General features: G+C 41.8%; 13 protein-coding genes and 1 pseudogene. 10 read left to right on the plus strand and 4 right to left on the minus strand.

Features of this window, described 5'->3' with window-relative positions:
• Positions 1-67: 67 nt before the first annotated feature.
• Positions 68-226 (plus strand): annotated as a pseudogene (locus BN161_RS25820) (DUF3874 domain-containing protein); the annotation flags it as partial.
• Between the two features lies 1 nt (position 227).
• On the opposite strand, the gene BN161_RS25825 reads toward BN161_RS25820, so the two are convergent.
• A complete protein-coding gene (locus BN161_RS25825; protein WP_044271788.1) occupies positions 228-872 on the minus strand; it encodes a LexA family transcriptional regulator in 645 nt (214 codons plus the stop codon).
• A gap of 201 nt (positions 873-1,073) precedes the next feature.
• Here BN161_RS25825 and BN161_RS25830 point away from each other — a divergent pair, with 201 nt between their 5' ends.
• Together BN161_RS25830 and BN161_RS25835 are read left to right on the plus strand one after the other, a co-directional pair.
• Entirely contained in the window at positions 1,074-1,544 is a 471-nt protein-coding gene (locus tag BN161_RS25830; protein ID WP_044271789.1) for a phage tail tube protein, read from the plus strand.
• Positions 1,545-1,546: 2 nt separating this feature from the next.
• Positions 1,547-1,834 carry a hypothetical protein gene (locus BN161_RS25835; protein WP_044271815.1) on the plus strand — a complete coding sequence of 96 codons (288 nt, stop codon included), beginning with the start codon at positions 1,547-1,549 and terminating at the stop codon, positions 1,832-1,834.
• A 449-nt stretch (positions 1,835-2,283) separates the two neighbouring features.
• Here BN161_RS25835 and BN161_RS30020 read toward each other — a convergent pair whose 3' ends face one another.
• On the minus strand, positions 2,284-2,430 hold the full coding sequence (locus BN161_RS30020) for a hypothetical protein (protein WP_167332578.1): 147 nt from the start codon (positions 2,428-2,430) through the stop codon (positions 2,284-2,286).
• A 347-nt stretch (positions 2,431-2,777) separates the two neighbouring features.
• A complete protein-coding gene (locus BN161_RS25845; protein WP_044271790.1) occupies positions 2,778-3,056 on the minus strand; it encodes a hypothetical protein in 279 nt (92 codons plus the stop codon).
• A 30-nt stretch (positions 3,057-3,086) separates the two neighbouring features.
• Between BN161_RS25845 and BN161_RS25850 the strand changes: the two genes are divergently transcribed.
• Genes BN161_RS25850 through BN161_RS25880 form a run of 7 tightly spaced genes read left to right on the plus strand, consistent with a single transcriptional unit; the run spans position 3,087 to position 17,785 of the window.
• On the plus strand, positions 3,087-5,090 hold the full coding sequence (locus BN161_RS25850) for a hypothetical protein (protein WP_125910933.1): 2,004 nt from the start codon (positions 3,087-3,089) through the stop codon (positions 5,088-5,090).
• Between the two features lie 15 nt (positions 5,091-5,105).
• Positions 5,106-7,232 (plus strand): phage tail tape measure protein, encoded by a 2,127-nt coding sequence (locus tag BN161_RS25855; RefSeq protein ID WP_052356425.1) that lies wholly within the window; start codon positions 5,106-5,108, stop codon positions 7,230-7,232.
• A gap of 31 nt (positions 7,233-7,263) precedes the next feature.
• Complete coding sequence (locus BN161_RS25860) at positions 7,264-9,468, plus strand: hypothetical protein (RefSeq protein WP_044271794.1); 2,205 nt, start codon at positions 7,264-7,266, stop codon at positions 9,466-9,468.
• 4 nt (positions 9,469-9,472) lie between these two features.
• Positions 9,473-12,010 (plus strand): hypothetical protein, encoded by a 2,538-nt coding sequence (locus BN161_RS28345; protein WP_125910934.1) that lies wholly within the window; start codon positions 9,473-9,475, stop codon positions 12,008-12,010.
• Positions 12,011-12,020: 10 nt separating this feature from the next.
• The gene (locus BN161_RS25870) at positions 12,021-12,296 is read left to right on the plus strand and encodes a hypothetical protein (protein ID WP_044271795.1); all 276 of its coding nucleotides are present in this window, start codon (positions 12,021-12,023) and stop codon (positions 12,294-12,296) included.
• A 22-nt stretch (positions 12,297-12,318) separates the two neighbouring features.
• On the plus strand, positions 12,319-12,516 hold the full coding sequence (locus BN161_RS25875; RefSeq protein ID WP_226810769.1) for a hypothetical protein: 198 nt from the start codon (positions 12,319-12,321) through the stop codon (positions 12,514-12,516).
• 4 nt (positions 12,517-12,520) lie between these two features.
• Entirely contained in the window at positions 12,521-17,785 is a 5,265-nt protein-coding gene (locus BN161_RS25880; protein WP_052356427.1) for a leucine-rich repeat protein, read from the plus strand.
• A 45-nt stretch (positions 17,786-17,830) separates the two neighbouring features.
• Here the strand turns inward: BN161_RS25880 and BN161_RS25885 are convergent, their stop codons facing one another.
• Complete coding sequence (locus tag BN161_RS25885) at positions 17,831-18,580, minus strand: leucine-rich repeat domain-containing protein (protein ID WP_044271797.1); 750 nt, start codon at positions 18,578-18,580, stop codon at positions 17,831-17,833.
• Positions 18,581-18,839: the final 259 nt, after the last annotated feature.

Below are 18,839 nucleotides of genomic sequence, written 5' to 3' on the forward strand. Positions count from 1 at the left end.
TGTTACCACAAAGATACAAAATAAACAGGGCTAAGTCAAGTAAATGCCTGCCTATTTCTTAATTATGCTGACCGCAATGGAGATATTCAATTATCTACAGCAGAAAACCCGCGATAAACTGTCGGTCAGCAAAATAGGGCACTTCGGCCGTTCGCTGAAGAAATTGGATATCCCTTGCAAGAAGTCGAATAGGGGGACGGTATATCATTTGGTAAGACTTGGATAGACTATTCTACGGATAACCCTCCCAGCACCAATGCTACATTATCTATTAAAGAACGGTGTAATTGGAAAGGTGGGTAATCAGTATGGTCGGAGACAAGCGTCAGGTGTTCTTCGTCTTTTCCCGGATGTATTCGTTTTATGAGTGCCCCCTGCGGGGTGAGCAGCAGATAGATTTTGTTCCATTGGAAGAAAAGCCCTTCGTTGGAAAGGCATTTGCAGGCTATGATATCACTACCTTTATATTGTGGAGCCATACTGTTGTCTTTTACCGGAATCAGAAAGTCCGCTTCATTGAATAGAGGTAGGGAGAAATATTCCGTAGCTTGAGAGAATGTTCCCTTTTTACCGGCAAATAGCGTCGGTAATGTTTGGTAGGAAATTAGGGGAATCCCCTTTTTTTCTGTTACCGGGGACGGAAGTGTTAGCTTCGAACCGGAACGTACCATATTGCCTTGTCCGGTAAGCAACCAATCCGGGTTGATTTCTTGATATATTCTTAGAATATTTTCTAATTTGTCGGTGCCGATAGCCCCATTGTTTTTCAGGGAACGTCCAAAAGAAGCATTTGACATTCCGATACTTTTCTCAAAAGCGGAGATAGAAATACCCTTTAAATCAATATATTCTTTGATCCGCTGTAATATCATAGAACAACCCTCCTATATAAAATTATGCAATAAGTAGGAAATTATCTCCGATTTTATTTGTTTTGTATTAGATTATTTCCTATAATTGCGAAACCTAAGAAATACAAACAGCCGTAAATATACAAAAATAGCCAACTAAACAGAAAGCGAAAGAAAGTATAACGTGACAATAAATGATTTTTTAAACTTAAAAACTAATTTATGGAAAATGAAAATTTGGATTATGTTCATGGAAGTGACCTCTTGGTAGGCATTTTGGTAGAGGATGTATTTAATCCTCTGGGACACAGTAAAACTTGTACGATTACTAACACGGCTGAAACCAAAGACCGTGCAGTGAAACCGACATTGGAAGAGAAGGCAAAGGCTGCCGCTGCCGGTAAATGGAAAGAGAAATCCGTGAGTGGATTGAGCGTAAGCATCAGTTCCGAAGGATTTGTTTTTTACGGTGATGGCATGGGCTATGACAAACTACTGGAGATGTGGGAAAACGGGATGCCCGTTCCCGTGAAGTATGCGCTTCGTGGGGAAGAAGACACGAAGTATCGCCAGGGCAATTTCATTATTACTTCGTTGGAAGAAGTTTCTGCTGCCGATGATGACGCTACTTACAGCATTTCGCTGGAGAATAGCGGGCCTGTGGAAGTAAAAGTCGTTGCACCTAAAGCATGAGTATGAACAAAGTAGTATTGTACGGTAAGGAATATCCTAACCGGGTGACGATGGGTGCTATGATTGACTTCAAGCGGGCGACGGGTAAGGACGTCAATGAAATCGGTGCCGATATGGAACTGCTGACAATGTTTATGTTCTGCTGTGTGCGTTCGGCTTGCAGGGCGGATGAAGTGGCGTTTGACCTTAATTTTGAACGTTTTGCTGACGGGATCGATCTGAGCGAGTTCAATCGTTTTCAGGAAAGTGTGAGTGCCGGTGGTGAGGATGGTTCAAAAAAAAAGGGGTAGGCAAGGAAGTCGCAGGCATTGAAGAACTGTTAGGTTTGGCAATGGGGTGTATTGGGATAAGTTTAGACGATTTTCGCCGATGCACCCCTGCTGAGTTTGCAGCTATCTATCGGGTTTGGCAGCAACATGATGAGCGGAATGTGCAGGATGGTTGGGAGCAGACACGCTTTTTTGGCCTGTTGCATATTGCAACCGTATAGTAAAAAGAAGTTAAGCCCGACAGATGTATGCAGATTCTCGTGGGAGAGGAAACGGGAACAAGAAACTAAGAAAGAAGTTAGTACAAAGGAAAGGTTCGAAGAGATAGCAAAGAAATGGGGGTAAAGAAGGGGTGTTATTTACTTTTCTTTATCATTTGAGGAGTTGTTCTCATCCGATGAATTTGCATCTTTTTTACGAAGGTGTTGTAACTTTTTATGATTCATTAGAGCTTCTTCTTTGTATTTAGCTCACTTTTCTTCTTTTTTGCGACGTTTTTCTTCTTCCTTTTGTCGTTCTCTTTCTGCTTTTTCGCGTGCAAGCTTTTCACGAAGTTGTTGTAACTCTTCACGTGCTTTGAGTGCTTCTTCTCGGCTTTTTTGTGCAGAAGCTTTCATTTTTTATTCAAATTTGCTGAGTTGTGAAGGCTCATTTTTAGAAGTATCATTTTTAGATAACATCCCACCTATACTCCATGCTCCTATGGCACCAAGTATGAGACAAATTAGTATAATATAAGGCCCCATATGTTTAATCTTTAATAATTATGTTACAAAGATATGGAAAAAATAACATATGATATAGTATTTAATTTGAAAAATACCCTTTCAGGAGTTCTTCGAGAAATGAGTAATATATTGCTTGATATACAGAAGAATATTCAAGGTATGTCAGTTCTTTTGTCTGTTCAAAAAATGGAAATGAAGAGACTATGGGATATGATGAAAAAGGGATGGTTGAAAAATTATTTATGTTTAGCTTGTTTTTCTTCTTTTTTGCGACGTTTTTCTTCTTCCTTTTCTTCTTTAATTCGTGCTAAATTCTCACGTACTTGCTTTAATTCTTCTTGTCTTTGTTGTAGCCTTTCTTGGCTTTTAAGCACAGAATCTTTCATCTTTTGCTCAAACTCGCTTGGTTTTGGAGGTTCTTTAGGAGTTTTATTAAGGTTTGATAATTTGCCACCTATGTTCCAAGCTCCCAATCCTGCGAGAATTAAAAATAGTAGTACAATGTAAGGTCCCATAATCAAATTATTTATTTTACTTGCAAATATATGGAAAAGATTACATACGACATAACATTTAACTTGAAAAATAATCCTTCTGGACTTCTTCGAGAAATTAATAAACTTATGGTTGAGATACAGGGTAGTACACAAAAAATGACAAGCCTAATGTCGCAACAAATAAGTATGATGCAGACTCCAATAGATGAAGCTAGAGAAAAGTGGTTAAACTTGACTGGAAGTGCGGGAGCTTATTTTGCTGTTATTTCCGAAAATGCTGCTGGGATTGCTAGTCTTATTGAAATTAAAAGTTATTTAAATGATATTGGAGCTACAACAAAAATTACATCTATGGCTCAGAATGCATATAATAAAATTGTACTTTTAGGTAAAGAGGCATGGACTGTCTATCAAATTCAGATGGGCATTGCCCGTACAGCAATTTCTACCACTACTGGTGCCACCAAAGCCTTAAATATCGCTTTGGCAGCTAGTCCTTGGATATTAGGAGCCACTTTGATTGCTGGTGCGGCGGTTGCTATATATAAATTCTGTTCAGGTAGTAATGATGCGGCTAAAGCCCAAGGGCGCTTGAATGACATAATGACTACGATGAATAAAGAAGTGGCTACGGAGCGTCTTGCTTTGGATAATCTCTTTACCCCCTTGAATAAAGCCCGTGAAGGAACAGAAGAATGGCAGAAAGCAAAAGATGACATTGTTGCTAAGTACGGTGATTATCTTGAGAAAATGGGTATTGAAATAACCAATGCAGATACAGCTCGAATTGCGTATGATAAACTGAGTGAGGCTATTTTGAATACAGCCCGTTCTCGTGCTATGGAAAAAGCGACATCCGGAGCTGGCGAGGTGTATGCAGAGTCTGAAACAAATGCATTGAAAGATATTCGTAACCACTTAAATAAAGGTATCGGTGAAGGAGCGGGAAAAATAACTGCCGATCAGGCGGAAGAGGCTTTTATGCAAATTCGGGATGCTATACGTAGTGGAAGCGATATTCCGAAAGAAGCACAAGAAATACTGGAAAGTGCCAAAACTAGTTATTCCAATCAGTTTGGAAGCTATATAATTAATCCTTTAGCCGAATATATTTATAAAAGGTTGAACGATGTGCGTAAGGCACAGGATGTTTATAAGAAAGAAATGGCTGATGCGAAAGCTATGTTTGGAAGAACTGATAATCTGTTGGGAGTATCATCGGGAGCTGAGGTTCCAACAGGCAATGCGGCTGTAACGAATAGTGACAATGATAAGAATAATAAGGATGATAAGAATACACCTTCTATTACTCCTTATATAGAATTGAAACCTGCCGAAGGCAGTTTGGCTGATTTAGAAGCGAAACTTTCCGATTTAAGAGAGAAACAGCGAAAGGCACCTCTTGAGGCAATCGTTACTTTCTCAGTAGATATTGCCAATTTGCAGTCTGATATAGCTTCAGCCCAATCTATTATAAATAAGATGAATTTTCAGGCAGCGCATCCGGTGAAGCCGACTGATTTAGATGCGGCTCCTGTTGATGGAAGATTTGATACGACTAGTTCTTTAGAACTTGGCGTCAAAGATGGAGGTTTGAAAGATATGAAACTCGAACCGATGAACTTTGATATTCAAGAACCCTTAACCGGTATGGAGAGATGGAATGAGGCTGTGGGATTGGCAAGGGAAAAGAATCAGGAACTGACGGATAATATGGGAGCGGTAGAAGGCACAGCAAGAAAAAATTATTTATTTTTTGCTTGCTTCTCTTCTTTTTTGCGATGTTTTTCTTCTTCCTTTTGTCGTTCTCTTTCTTCTTTTTCGCGTGCAAGCTTTTCACGAAGTTGTTGTAACTCTTCACGTGCTTTGAGTGCTTCTTCTCGGCTTTTTTGTGCGGAAGCTTTTAATTTTTGTTCAAATTTACTGAGCTTAGGTGGCTCTTTTGGGGAGTTGTCCTTACCTTCTAACATACCCAAAATATTCCAAATTCCAATAGAACCTAGAATTATGAAAATTAGTACCCAATATGGTCCCATAATATTAATCATTTAATAATATTACAAAGTTATGGAAAATAAAACATATATTATTGACTTTGCTTTGAAAAATAATCCTTCTGTTTCTCTTAGAGAAATTAATAGGCTATTAGTTGATATACAAGGTAATGCTCAAAAAATGGCATCTACTGTATCGAAGCAAGTGGATATGATGCAAAATCCAATAGATGAAGCTAGAATTAAGTGGATAAATATGGCAGGAGATATTGGAGCCTATTTTGCTGTTTTTTCTGAGAACGCATCAGGTATAACGGTTTTACTTGGTCTTTATAAGGCTTTGGATAAAGTTGGAATTTCAACGAAAGCCGTTTCTCTAGCTCAAGATGTCTATAATAAAGTTCTAGATTTTGGGAAAAGAGCTGTGTACGTGTATCAGATGCAAGTTTTAACTGCTCGTGCAGCAATTTCCACCACTACTGGTGCCACCAAAGCCTTAAATATTGCTTTGGCAGCAAGTCCTTGGATATTAGGTGCTACTTTAATAGCCGGTGCTGCCGTTGCTATATATAAATTCTGTTCAGGTAGTAGTGATGCGGCTAAGGCTCACGGGCGTTTAAACGGTGTAATGACTACGATGAACAAAGAAGTTGCTACAGAGCGTCTTACTTTGGATAATCTCTTTACCCCTTTGAATAAAGCTCGCGAAGGCACTGAAGAATGGCAAAAGGCAAAAGACAACATTGTGGCCAAATATGGTGGCTATCTTGATAAGATGGGTATTGAAATCACCAATGCAGATACAGCTCGAAAGGCTTATGACAAACTGAGCGAAGCGATAGTTAATTCCGCTCGTGCCCGTGCAATGGAGTCTGCAACTGCCGGAGCAGCAGATGTTTATACCGGGAAAGAAGCTGATGCTATAAAGAATATAAGAGAAAGGCTTTATGGAAATATCGGTTCCGGGGATGGGAAACTATCATCTCAGGAAGCAGGAAAAGCTATGGGGCAGATTCTTTATGCAATACGTAGTGGGAAAAATATCCCTAAAGAAGCGCAAGATATCCTGTCTAAATTAGAAACAACATGGATGGACCCGGAAGGCTTTGCACATCGGGATAATTTTGTGGCAAACTATATTTATCAAAGCATTTCTGACGTTCGTAAAGCTAAAGGTATCTATGAAAAGGAAATAGCTGATGCAAAGGTCATGTTTGGTGGTCCGGGTGATTTACTGTCTTCGACGAATGTAGAACCGAAGACGGATAGTGATACAAATGGCAATACAATAACTATCACCTCCCATGTAGATATTGAGTCGGCCGAAGGAAGTTTGGCTGATTTAGAAGCGAAACTCTCTGATTTAAGAGAAAGGCAGCGAAAGGCACCTCTTGAGGCAATCGTTACTTTTTCAGTAGATATTGCCAATTTGCAGTCTGATATAGCTTCAGCCCAATCTATTATAAATAAGATGAATTTTCAGGCAGCGCATCCGGTGAAACCGACTGATTTAGATGCGGCTCCTGTTGATGGAAGATTTGATACGACTAGTTCTTTAGAACTTGGCGTCAAAGATGGAGGTTTGAAAGATATGAAACTCGAACCGATGAACTTTGATATTCAAGAACCCTTAACCGGTATGGAGAGATGGAATGAGGCTGTGGGATTGGCAAGAGAAAAGAATCAGGAACTGACGGATAATATGGGAGCGGTAGGTAATGCGATGGGAAATGTGGGTAACTTGATAGGTGGAGCGGCAGGTGAATGGTTACAGTGGGGAGCCAATGCAGTGCAGGCAATAGGGCAGGCTATTCCGCAAGTTTTGGCATTATTAGGCATCCAATCCACTCAGGCTACGGCTAACACAACTGTCGCTGCAACAGGGGCGGCTGCCAGTATGTCGAGTATTCCTATTGTAGGACCTATATTGGCTATTGCGGCTGTGGCAAGTGTATTGGGTGCTTTGGCTAATCTGCCTAAGTTTGCTTATGGTGGTATAGCCTATGGCCCGACTTTAGGTCTTTTCGGTGAATATACGGGTGCGATGAATAACCCCGAAGTGGTGGCGCCGCTGAATAGATTGAGACAGTTGATACAGCCTGCAGATGGTGGAAACGGTGGAAAAGTTGTATTCAAAATAGAGGGTCGCACATTGGTAGGAATACTGGAACGGGAAAATAACCTGATTAGGAGAAGTTGATAAACGATTATAAATTTTCAATGATAGGATTATGGAGCATTTACGATATTCAGGACAATTTCTCAGCCATGAGAATATAGTTTGGAGAGTAGATATCTATCAGGAAGCGGATGAGCCGTTTACATCGATAGGCGTACTACGGTTTCCGGCAGACAGTCCATTAGTAATAGAATGGGCACATACGGACAAAGAAGAAGTGATATGCGGTAGTACCGCCTCGCTGACCATTGTAAGCCCAGGCGACCGGACTTATGAGGACCTTTATATTATCCTGCCTGGTAGCATACGTCTGGAAGTGTTACGTAACGGACTGCTTTACTGGAGTGGTGCGCTTGATCCGGAATTCTACGAAGAACCTTACTCTGCCTTCGATGAATATGAAGTGAAGCTTACATTCAGTGATTTTGGTATTCTGGACCGTCTGAAATATGACCTGACGGGTACGCGTACATTGGAGAATATATTACAGTATGCTCTCCGTAGGAGTAAAATACAATATGGAGAGCTAAATCAGGATTATCTGAGTACTTATCTGGAAGAAGGTGGCACAAGAGCGACTTTAGATGAAATAAGTGTTCGGAGCGATAACTTTTATGATGAAGACGGTGAAGCCTGTACGCTTTATGAAGTGATAGAGGGGATGTTACAACCACTTGCTTTAAGACTGATACAGAAGAACGGAAAGATATGGGTATATGATTTGAATGGGCTTTACTTGAGTGCGCAAGTCAGGAATATAGTATGGACAAGTGATGATCAAAAGATGGGTGTTGATAAGGTTATTAATAATGTCAGGGTTACTTTTTCACCCTACTCGAATGCTAAGCTGATAGATCGGGATATTGATTATACTGATGAATATTCTGAAGACAAAACAAATCTTACAAGTGATAAGCCAATAGATGGTGAGTATTACTCTTACTATATTGATTATGCGGATGATCATAAGATAGATGATACATGGGACTATTCTCTGCTTTCATTTACCATTTTCTTGAGTAATGAAGGGACGGGACTTGTTGAAAAGTATGCTGCCGCTTCTTATTTCCATATTCAGCCGTTATTGGGAGGCGCGGAAGCATCGGGTGTTGCTTTCAGCTTCTATACCGGTGGACATGGTGGCTTGACCACCGGATGGCCAAAACGAAAATTGAATTTGCAAACCTCCAAACAGGAAACTGTATTGATGAAAACGCATCGTGTATTTGTGCCTGCATTGGAAACGGCGGATCAGAAGAAATTTTATATTCGTTTAAGCATGGAGATGCTGATAGATGCCCGTTATAACCCGTTTACCGAACCTAATGATGCAAATGAAAAGAAGAATTATGATTCAATGAAGGGCAAGTTTAATTTTGTGATGGTCCCTGCTACGGTAACGCTTTATGACGAAGAAGGAAATGCTCTGATGCACTATTCAAATAAGGAAATTGCTGAAAGTTCAGATAAAATGGGTAGTCTGGCATACACAAAGGGGAAATGGTTACCGGGTAAAGCTACTTACGGTAGCTGTTGGCTGGAATGGTATGATCCGGAGGACAGGCGTTATTCTTCGGGCTTATTAGGCTGGAAAAAGAACAGGCAGTGTATAGGGCTTACTCATAATGACTTGTTTGATTCTTTCAAGAAAATGAAAGAAGGGGAATATATACCTTATCCTGAAAAAGGAGGGTATTTGGAAGTTTGTATATATGTGGGGATATGGGTTACGGAATGGACCAAGAAAACAAATACGGTCGTTGGTGATGAGTGGTATAAAAAGATACGGTGGATGTTGTATAAGACTCCAAAGATAGAAGTAGTGCGTGGAAATACCGTATATAGTGACGCGGAGAGTGGTAACATTGAATATACGGGGCTCATTAATGAAGCGGCAAAAGATGGGGTTAAATTGGATACAATCTGTGGTACGATGGCGGATATTTGTCCGACGGCAAAAGGAGTACTGTGCCAATCCGCAAATAAATTGCAGATTATGAAGTTGGCTCGTGCCGGACGAACGACACAGGCGGAACAACTTTTTATTGGGACAATGTATAGTCAGTTCGCCGAACGAAAGACACAATTGGTAGGTACGACCGGAATACTGGTTGGTGATTTGTCTGTTTATACAGAAAAATGTCAGACCGGGAAACGTTTTATTTGCTTAAGTGATACGCAGAATGTCATTTCTGATGAAAACGAATTGGAAATAGTAGAGTTTCGTCCGGATGAATATACATCTGATAACAAGTAAAAATATGGAAAAGAAATATATAGCTGAGACAGTCGTTCGTGCGGCTATTCCTCGCAGTAAAAGACTTCGTGAGCAAGGAGTATCTGGAACTTCAGGCGATTCAAGTACAATTGTATCTGTGGAAGGTTCTTCTATGACTACTGCCGGTGATGGGCATACTCATGCTAATAAATCTATTTTAGATGAAATAAGGACGGATAATGACCGCTATATTTACTTAACTAAGTTGGAAGAGAATGCAGGCGGTACGGATTATGAAAGTGTCGAGAAAAAGGCTAAGGCGGGATATGCGGACGAAGCCGGTCATGCCATTGATGCCGACAAGGCCGGTCATGCCGACAAGGCGCATGACGTAGATGCTGACAGCCCGGTCTATGATAAGTTTTTACGGAAGGATGTGGCGGATATTGCTGCTAAAATCACCACTTTTCTTGAAGGCTTATATGTAGGTAATAGCGGGCATGGCATATCTGTCAGTGATTCCAATGTGGTTACGGCTATTTTTGACGAACTTAAGAATATCTTCGGCATCGTGTCTTCCGATTTTGTTTCCGGAGATTTGGGAACCGGATTCAGCCTTAAATATAATCAGGAGGCGGGAAGGTCTTATCTTGAGGTGGACGAACTCCTCGTGCGGAAATTGGCATATTTCGTTGAATTGATTATCAAACGCTTATCATACGTCGGTGGGGAAATCATTCTGACTCCGGCATCAATGAAGTGCGTAAAAGTGGAGGAGTACGATACCTGTTACCGTTGTTACTTTGAGCAGGATAACGGGGACAAATCCATCATACAGGAATTTCGGATCGATGACCAGGTGCGTGCACAGACCTTCAATATTAAGGAAGGAACATCTCATAATGCTACTAATAACTATTATTGGCGTTTGGTGGTTGCTATAGGTGATAATTATGTCGATCTTTCAAAAGCGGATTGTGATACGGGCAGCGGTGTCCCTGAAGCCGGCGATTCCATCGTGCAGCTTGGCAACCGGACGGACGCGACACGGCAGAATGCGATAATCCTTTCAACGGTAGGTGAAGATGCTCCTTCTATCAAACAGTATAAAGGCATTGATTCATATTCTTTGGAGGGCAGAGAAGTTACCATTATCTCTCCGCTCCTGAACAAATTTATCGGGCAGTTTATTTCCGAAGCGACCGGGAAGAGTTATGATAGTATGTTCAATGAACTTCAGGCGGACCTTGGTCTGATAAAGGAGCAGACAGATAAGGAATATACACTCTGGTTTTTTGACTATGATCCGGCTATGGATAATCTACCGGCAGCAGACTGGGACACCGATGCGCTGAAAATTATGCACGAGCAGGATATGTTCTATAATCGCCTGACCGGTTATGCGTACCGATTTGAGAAAGATGGCGATATATGGATGTGGAATAGTATAGCAGATCAACAGACTGTGAAGGCATTGGAAGATGCATCCAAAGCGCAGGATACGGCTGACGGGAAGCGGCGGACATTTATTGCAGAACCTACTGATGCGCAGGCTTATGATGTTGGCGATTTGTGGGTGAATGCCACTTATAGCCAAGGCGATGAAAGGTTGTATGAAAATGATACTCTTGTGTGTCAAGTGGCTAAAACAGCGGGTACAGCATTTAATATAGAACATTGGCGACCATCTAACAATGCTACAACAGCATATATGCGTAATTTAGGGGATGTGATAGAGATGGGCGCCGACCGAATTGAGTTTACCGGGAAAACAATAATCAACGGTAGTTTTGTTGTGGATGAAGATAGTAATTTGACATTGAATAATATAACAGCCAATAATTTGACATTATCAGGCAATATTGACGGGATAGATGCCACATTGAATAATATAACTGCTCATAATCTGACGTTATCAGGAGAAATAAACGGAATAGACGCTACACTGGATAATATAACATTGAACAACGTCAATGCTAAAAGCGGTACAATTGGCAATTTTGAAATTAGTAGTGGCAGGATAGGGATAGAAGCCGATCCCGACAGTTCCGGTGGAAATGGTATGTTTCTCTATAATAGAATGATAGGTTTTAATGATGATAGTAGACAGGTAATTGTCGGAACTTGGAGTTCGCTTGGTGAAGATATACTTGGACGGTTTATTGATACAAAACCGACCTCTTCTTCTACTAAAACTGGTATTCTGATTGATATTACCGGTGCCTCGATAGACGATGGAAATTATAGTTTGGGGAATAATGCAATCCGCATTTCACGTGGAAATGTATGTGGTCTGCGCAGGAGGCTTCGTAGAGTAAGGATAAGTACAGTTCTAAGCAAATATGACAGCATCGTATGTTGCGTGAATACAGAAGAGGTAACGGTAACTCTCCCTGATGAAGCCGAAGACGGACAGGAATTCTGGATGATGTCATTGAATAGAAAGAAAGTTAATGTTAATGCTTCCGGTAGAGATACCATATCCTCGTCAGGTTCGTTTTTCTCAACAGACCGATGGCATGTATATATATATGATGCGCACAATCATGTGTGGCTCTACAGTTATATGAATTATGATTAAAATGTAAATTATGAAAGTAAATTTTAAAGCTATTGAAGCGCAGATTTCATTTGAAGGAGCTAAAAAGACTTTCAATATTACCCATGACTTGGGTAATTTGATGATGTACAACGGAAGTATTTTACTTGATATCGGCTTCGAGGATCTGGCTCGTACAATCTACTACTCTGATGGGGAAGTGGAAGTACCGGAGCGTTATTGCAAGGCTATTATTGAGGTGGTGAAACAATCTTCGTTTATAGCAGCTATCAAGCGTGAGGTAATAAATCTGTTGGGAGGCTGTTGACATGGGATACATAAGGTTTGTGATGAGTTTGCGAAAGGTGGATGAACAGGGGCATGCCACTCGTGCTGTTATCAGCCGTATTGAATCGGATATGGCAGATAACGCCATGCTTGAGACAAACCTGATTATGCATGCTCTGTCCGCTCCGGGCGGGAAGATTGTAGAGAACCTTGATTTTACACTGGATTCGGGAATATTGGATAATGATATATTAGGATAGTATTATGGACAGATTGGATAAGACATTCGTCAAGGGTAATGTTCTGAAAGCGGAAGAGCTGAACGAAATAGTAGGGAAGATTAATGAGCTTGCGGATGCATCGTTAATTATCGGCGATACGACGGGCACGGCTTATGACGGTGCCATGGGTGCGGCATTGGAGCAGATGGTGCGGGAACTGACAGGGGGTGCCGGAACCATGTACAGCGTGTATGTGCGGAATAATATGCCTTCTTTGGGATTTGCTGCACAATACGGTGAGGAGTGTGTGCTTGACTTTACCTTTGTTTCACAGTATCGGGATGACATCAGTGAACCATATAAACCGACCGGAGAGTTGGGACTCTGTACGGTTATGATAAAGAACTCTAAGTTCGCTGACTTCACGGTTGTAAAGCGGATGGAGATATCGTCTAACGTTTCAGTCAAGCAGGACGTGTCCGAATGGCTGACCAGCGGTAGCAATAATATCAAAGTAAGCGTTGAGGGTGAGAATACCGACAAGACTACAGCTCCTGTTACTTATATCGTGCAATTGACTTCGCTTGGCATCAGTGCGCCGAACTTCGCCTGGTGGACGGCTTTTGCGGGAGACATATCCATTCCAATGATTATTAATGGCAATATCAGCAAAATGTTGCATGTGACAGTCACCGGAGATAACTACAATCAGGGTTATACCCAGAATCTTGGCACAGCCGTATATCTGGATACTCCTTATATCTATACGCTTCTGCATCCCGGAGCCACCGGTGTGTATAATGTCAGCTTTTACCTTTCGAATTCCGACAATACGATCCAGACAAAACTGGTATCTGTGAACATCATGTGTTTTTCCTCCGGTGAATCCGTGAAGCTGATGTGTGTGAACAACCTTGCCGGATTGCTTACCAACTGGCAGGATAACAAAGTCTTTGATTATGCCATTTATGACGGTTCGTCTGCACAGACTGACGCATTGTTTGCTATAACCAAAAACGGAACGGAAATATATAGTTCTGAGAATACCACTCTTGCGACGAATACAAAGCACACTTTCACTTATCCGATGGAAGTGGATACGGATGATGATGCGAATTTTGATGTTGTTGTGTCTGTCACCAGTGGCAATAACAATCTGATTGAACCGATTACGTTTGGCGTGAACAATTCGCTTGGATATTCTGCCACGGCAGGTGCAGTGCTTTACATCAATCCCAAGACACGTAGTAACTCACAATCCAACAGCCGCAGCATTGTGAATGAGGCGGATAAGTCGGTGATTCCTGTTATCTGGAATAATTTTAACTGGGGCAATGACGGATGGGTGACGGATGATGAAGGTGTGAAGGCATTGAAAATATTTGCCCGCAGTTCTGCGGTGATAGATTATCAGCCTTTCACTATTGAAGCTGCTCGCAGGGGTAAGAGTATTGAGATTGATTTTAAAGTGGAGAACGCCTCGGATGCTTCGAAGAACATTATTACTATTGCCGAAGGAAATGTCGGCCTAAGGGTATCCGGCGAGAATATTTCCTTCTTCTCCCAGTCTGAACATGAAAGCACTACACAGGATGTTCCTACAGATAACGGTGTGCGTATCCGGCTAACAGTGGTTGTCATGCCGGATGCTTACGGCAATGCCGGGTTCAACATTGTCGCCATCTATATCAACGGAAAGAAGAACCGCCAGTATGTCTACGAAAGTAATGACTATTTCAAAAACGCCGGAAAGATAGCGTTGGGTAATGATTATGCCAACCTCTATCTTTATGGGTTGCGCGTATATGATTCGGCTCTGACTTCGGAAGCTGTACAGAAGAATTATATCAACCAACTCGTGACAACCGATGAAAAGCGAACAGAAAAGAATATCAATCAGGTATTGGACGGTGAGGGAGTGAACATTGACTTCAATGCCACAAAAATGCTGTACAACGTGTTTGTTGTTGACAAACCTTTTCCTAACCTGAATAACCCTTCAGGAGTGGCGGGTAATCTGGAAGTCTCCTTCAAGGATAAGCCAGAAAGGAACTTCACGCTCACCAATCTGTTGGTGGAAGGTCAGGGAACTTCATCAAAGAAATATCTGGAGTGGAATATCCGCTTCAAGATGAAAGGGTTGAAAGACGCTGAAGGCAATAAGATAAACTCCATCGCCACGTATGCGGACGGGACTACGGACAAAAACAAAGTGCTCATGTTCGACGGTGTGCCGAAGTCCGGGCGTCTGACAGCCAAGAAGAACTGGGCATCTTCGATGCAAGACCATAAGGCCGGAAGTGTGGCCGCCTTCAATGATTTATATAAAGAAATAGGGCTGAGAAACGAGGCAATGGTAGCAGATGGCGAGATACGCGTAGCTGTTTACCAGGAGCCGTTTATCGGTTTCTCCAAATCCGTGAATGAGGAAGGGCGGGACGTATATGCCTGTATGGGAGAATTTACGTTCGGTCCCGACAAGGGAGATGATCTTTGCTTCGGCTACGACACGGACGCTTTCCCTGCCTTGCTGTCCGTAGAAGGTTCGGACAATGCCCCGTTGGGTGCACTTTTCCGTGTTCCCTGGAATGCTGCTAAGCCATATTGGACCTATAATCCTGATGAAGAGGCTTTCCAGTATAACAATACCAATTGTTGGGATTTTGATGCGGGGGAACTGAATGCCGATGAAACGGAACCTCTGTCAGCTCAGAAATGGATAGATGCGTATAATGCCGTATATGCCTGCAATAATCGTATCAGACCGTTCAATGGAACACTTGCCGAATTGAACAATGCCATAACTGAATATCGCAGTACGGGCTATGAGTACTGGATTGCCAAGGCCGGTGATGCCAACCTGTACAATCTCTATTATTACGAGGCGGCGGAAGGAAAGTTCATTCCTTCAGACATTGGGGACGGCCAGATCAACTTGAAAACGCAGTTGGCTGCATACCTCGCATCCGATCTGTCCGCATTTACAGCCGACCGGTTAAATGAGCTGTTCATCAATTCCAGAAAGCAATTGTTCCGGGCGGCCGTGCCGGAATACTTCGACATTGATGATGCCGTATTCCATTATAATTTTGTGGAATTCACGGCCGGGACCGACCAGCGTGCGAAGAATACTTATCCGTATAGCTTCTGCACGACAGGAAGCAAGTGGCGCTGGCGGCTGGATGATGCTGATACCATCTTTCCTATTGATAACCAAGGGCAGGACCGCAAGCCGTATTACTGCGAGATGCATGATTTTTATGATAATGGTCAGCCGATTTGGAACGGTGAGACTTCTGTTTTCTGGAATTTACTGGAGTTGGCTTTCAGGGCTGAAATCACTGCCGGAATGCATAAAATGTTCGCCGCTATGGAAAGTTTATGCGGCCAGTCTTCCGGTACTCCTTATGATAAGGCTTATGCTTTCTACAAGAAATATTTTTTGGGGATTAAAGAGTATTTCCCGGCTACGTTAGTGAATGCTGACGCCAAGCGTTATGAAATAGCCAAGATAGCTTATGATAATGATTCCTATTCGAATGATACTGACCCCATCACACAGAGCCATGGTGACTTTTACTCCGCAGAGACGGCATGGATGAAGAAACGTATCATGTACATTATGTCGAAGTATAATTATGGCTTATTCTCAGCCAATGGAACTGACACTATCATCGTACGTGCTGCCGGAGATTTGATAGACTATGACATCACTCCGGCCTTCGATATGTATCCGGCAATCGCTAACGGTACGTCCATCGTGCAGGGGGAACGCACCAAGGCAGGTGAAACATGCCGCATAACTATCGACCTTGGCGGTAGTGCCGACCAACAGAATGCGATTCAGGCGGCGAGCTGGTTATTGAGCATTGGAGACTGGCATAAAAAGAATGTTTCCGGTACCATGGTGGTACGCGGCAGGCGTTTGTCAGAACTCATACTTGGAAGTAAGACGGATGACGTAATGATCTCTATAACAGGACTTACGCTTGCTGATTGCGGTAGTATGCAGAAGATACTTTTATCCAATATTACCACTTTACAGGGGACTCTCGATTTAAGCGCAATAATCAACATTCGGGAGGTTTATGCAGATGGAACTAATCTGAGCCAGATAAAATTACCGAATGGTGGAGGGCTTGAGGTTATCGAGTATCCGGCCGACAATAAGTATATCACTTTCCGGAACTTTCCAATGTTGACGACAGAAGGTTTGAGAATCGGTCAATGTGCCGTTAATATCACCGACTTTTTGATTGAGAATTGTCCTCTGCTGAAGCCCATGAAGCTACTTTCTGACATCATTGAGGCACAGCAGTCACAAGGCGCTAATCATGTGCTGAAGCACATTCGTGCGGTCGGTTTCGAAGAAGAATATTATACTGCTGACGCTCTTGATATGCTTGCAAATCTGGCAGACGGCACCTATGAAGGATTGTCTGCTGAAGGACTTGCCGGAGAGGAGCCTATACCGGTGTTGGATGGTAAGATTACAGTACACTCAAAGTACTATCAGGACTCTGTGGATAAGCTGAGGAATATCTTTGACAGGTTAACTCTTGTAATGGATGGTGAGCCCGTTATATACTTGGCGGACCCGGCATTCAGAGAATTTGCCCTCTCGATTTGGGATGTAGATAAAGATGGATATATATCTCCTGATGAAGCACAGATATCTCGATTACCGAATTTTAATAAGGCATCAGCTGATATTGAAATTGTGGATTTCAGACAGCTCACAATCGGCGGTTCCTACAACTCAACTCCTGCCTATATTCCAAATGTGCGCGAAGTCTATTGCGGCAGGAATCCGGGAAATGGCAATACGGTTCCTTTCAGTGGATTTGAGCATCTTGAATTAATTGATATAGGAGCATGGGCTATCTATATACCCAATAATGCATATAAAGATAATCCGAAGTTGAAGAAGGTTGTACTGAACGATGTATTGGAAGTAATAAATGCTGCTGCATTTACTAACTGCGTATCCCTTGAAGAAATATCTGAAATACCGGATAGCTGTACGTTGCTCTATAATCAATATAATCAGCAGGCATTTAGAGGCTGTACATCACTCAAGACTATTACAGTAGGTCGGGGTATGCAAAGAATAGGGTGGTCTACATTCAGAGACTGCACTTCGATGGAGTCTTTCTATATTAAAGCAATTACACCACCTCAGTTAGATACAGAGGTATTTACCAATAACCCCTGTAAAATATATGTCCCGCGTGGAAGTGGTGCGGCTTACAAGGCTGCTACTAACTGGAGCACTTATGCGGATCGAATTTATGAATATGACTTTTAACCATTATCCGGAGCACTATGAAAAGATAGATGCTCCGGAAGATATTTAGAAGTCATATCCATATATTCTTGCCGCATACTGATTCCAGTTTATAGCCGATTTATAAGCATCTACACTGGAACGGGGCACGTATATCTTACAAGGATTTTCACCGAATACATTGCCGCCTAATGTTGGGGGTACCGTGGCTTTAATATAGAAACTTTCCATTGAACTACATCCATAAAAACAATATTCATCAATTCGTTGCATTCCAGTGCCAATCGTGATTTGTTTCAAAGAAATACAATGCTCAAAACAACCTCCCTGCCAGTCTCCCCCTATTCGAGTACAGGAATCTGGAATATCCGAAATCTCAACTAAAGAAGAACAATGGCTAAATGCGCCTCCATCAATGCGTTCCAATATATTATTTAATACAACCTTTTTAAGGCTTGTGCAATTTTGAAACGTCATTCTTTCAGTATTGATAATATAAGTACCTATATCAAATAATTCAAGAGAGAGATTCTCTTTAAATCCTTCATAAGGAAGAGCCGTTCCCCACATAATTATTCCCCAATAAATCTCTTTGATTCCACTTAGATAATTTGTATTGCTGATTCCTTCAGTCGGCAAATTCCTAAAATCAAGTACCTTAATTAACCCTGTATTAGAATAATCTGCAAAATTTACTACCCGATATATTTGAGATTCATCCTCTGAGATATAACCGTCTCCGTCTGTATCCCAAAGTGAGATAGCAATATCTCTCCACACTGGATCAGACAAATAAATTGCCGGTTCTCCCTCCATTATCAATTCCAACCTGTCAAAGATATTCCTCAGCTTATCCACAGAGTCCTGATAGAACCCTAAAATATGCCCTAAAAATATGTAGGAAATGCTATTAAATATTATAGTAGAAAAATTGTATTGACATTTAGTGTATTTTTAGAAGTTTTTGAGGATTTCTTAAATGGCACTCATAGGTAGAGGAGGTGATAACCAAAAATTCTATTCGTCTTAGTTAAAATTGTGTTACTTCTTATTTTGTAAGATGATATGAAGTGCG

Source organism: Bacteroides timonensis, assembly GCF_000513195.1.
Classification (GTDB): Bacteria; Bacteroidota; Bacteroidia; order Bacteroidales; family Bacteroidaceae; genus Bacteroides; species Bacteroides timonensis.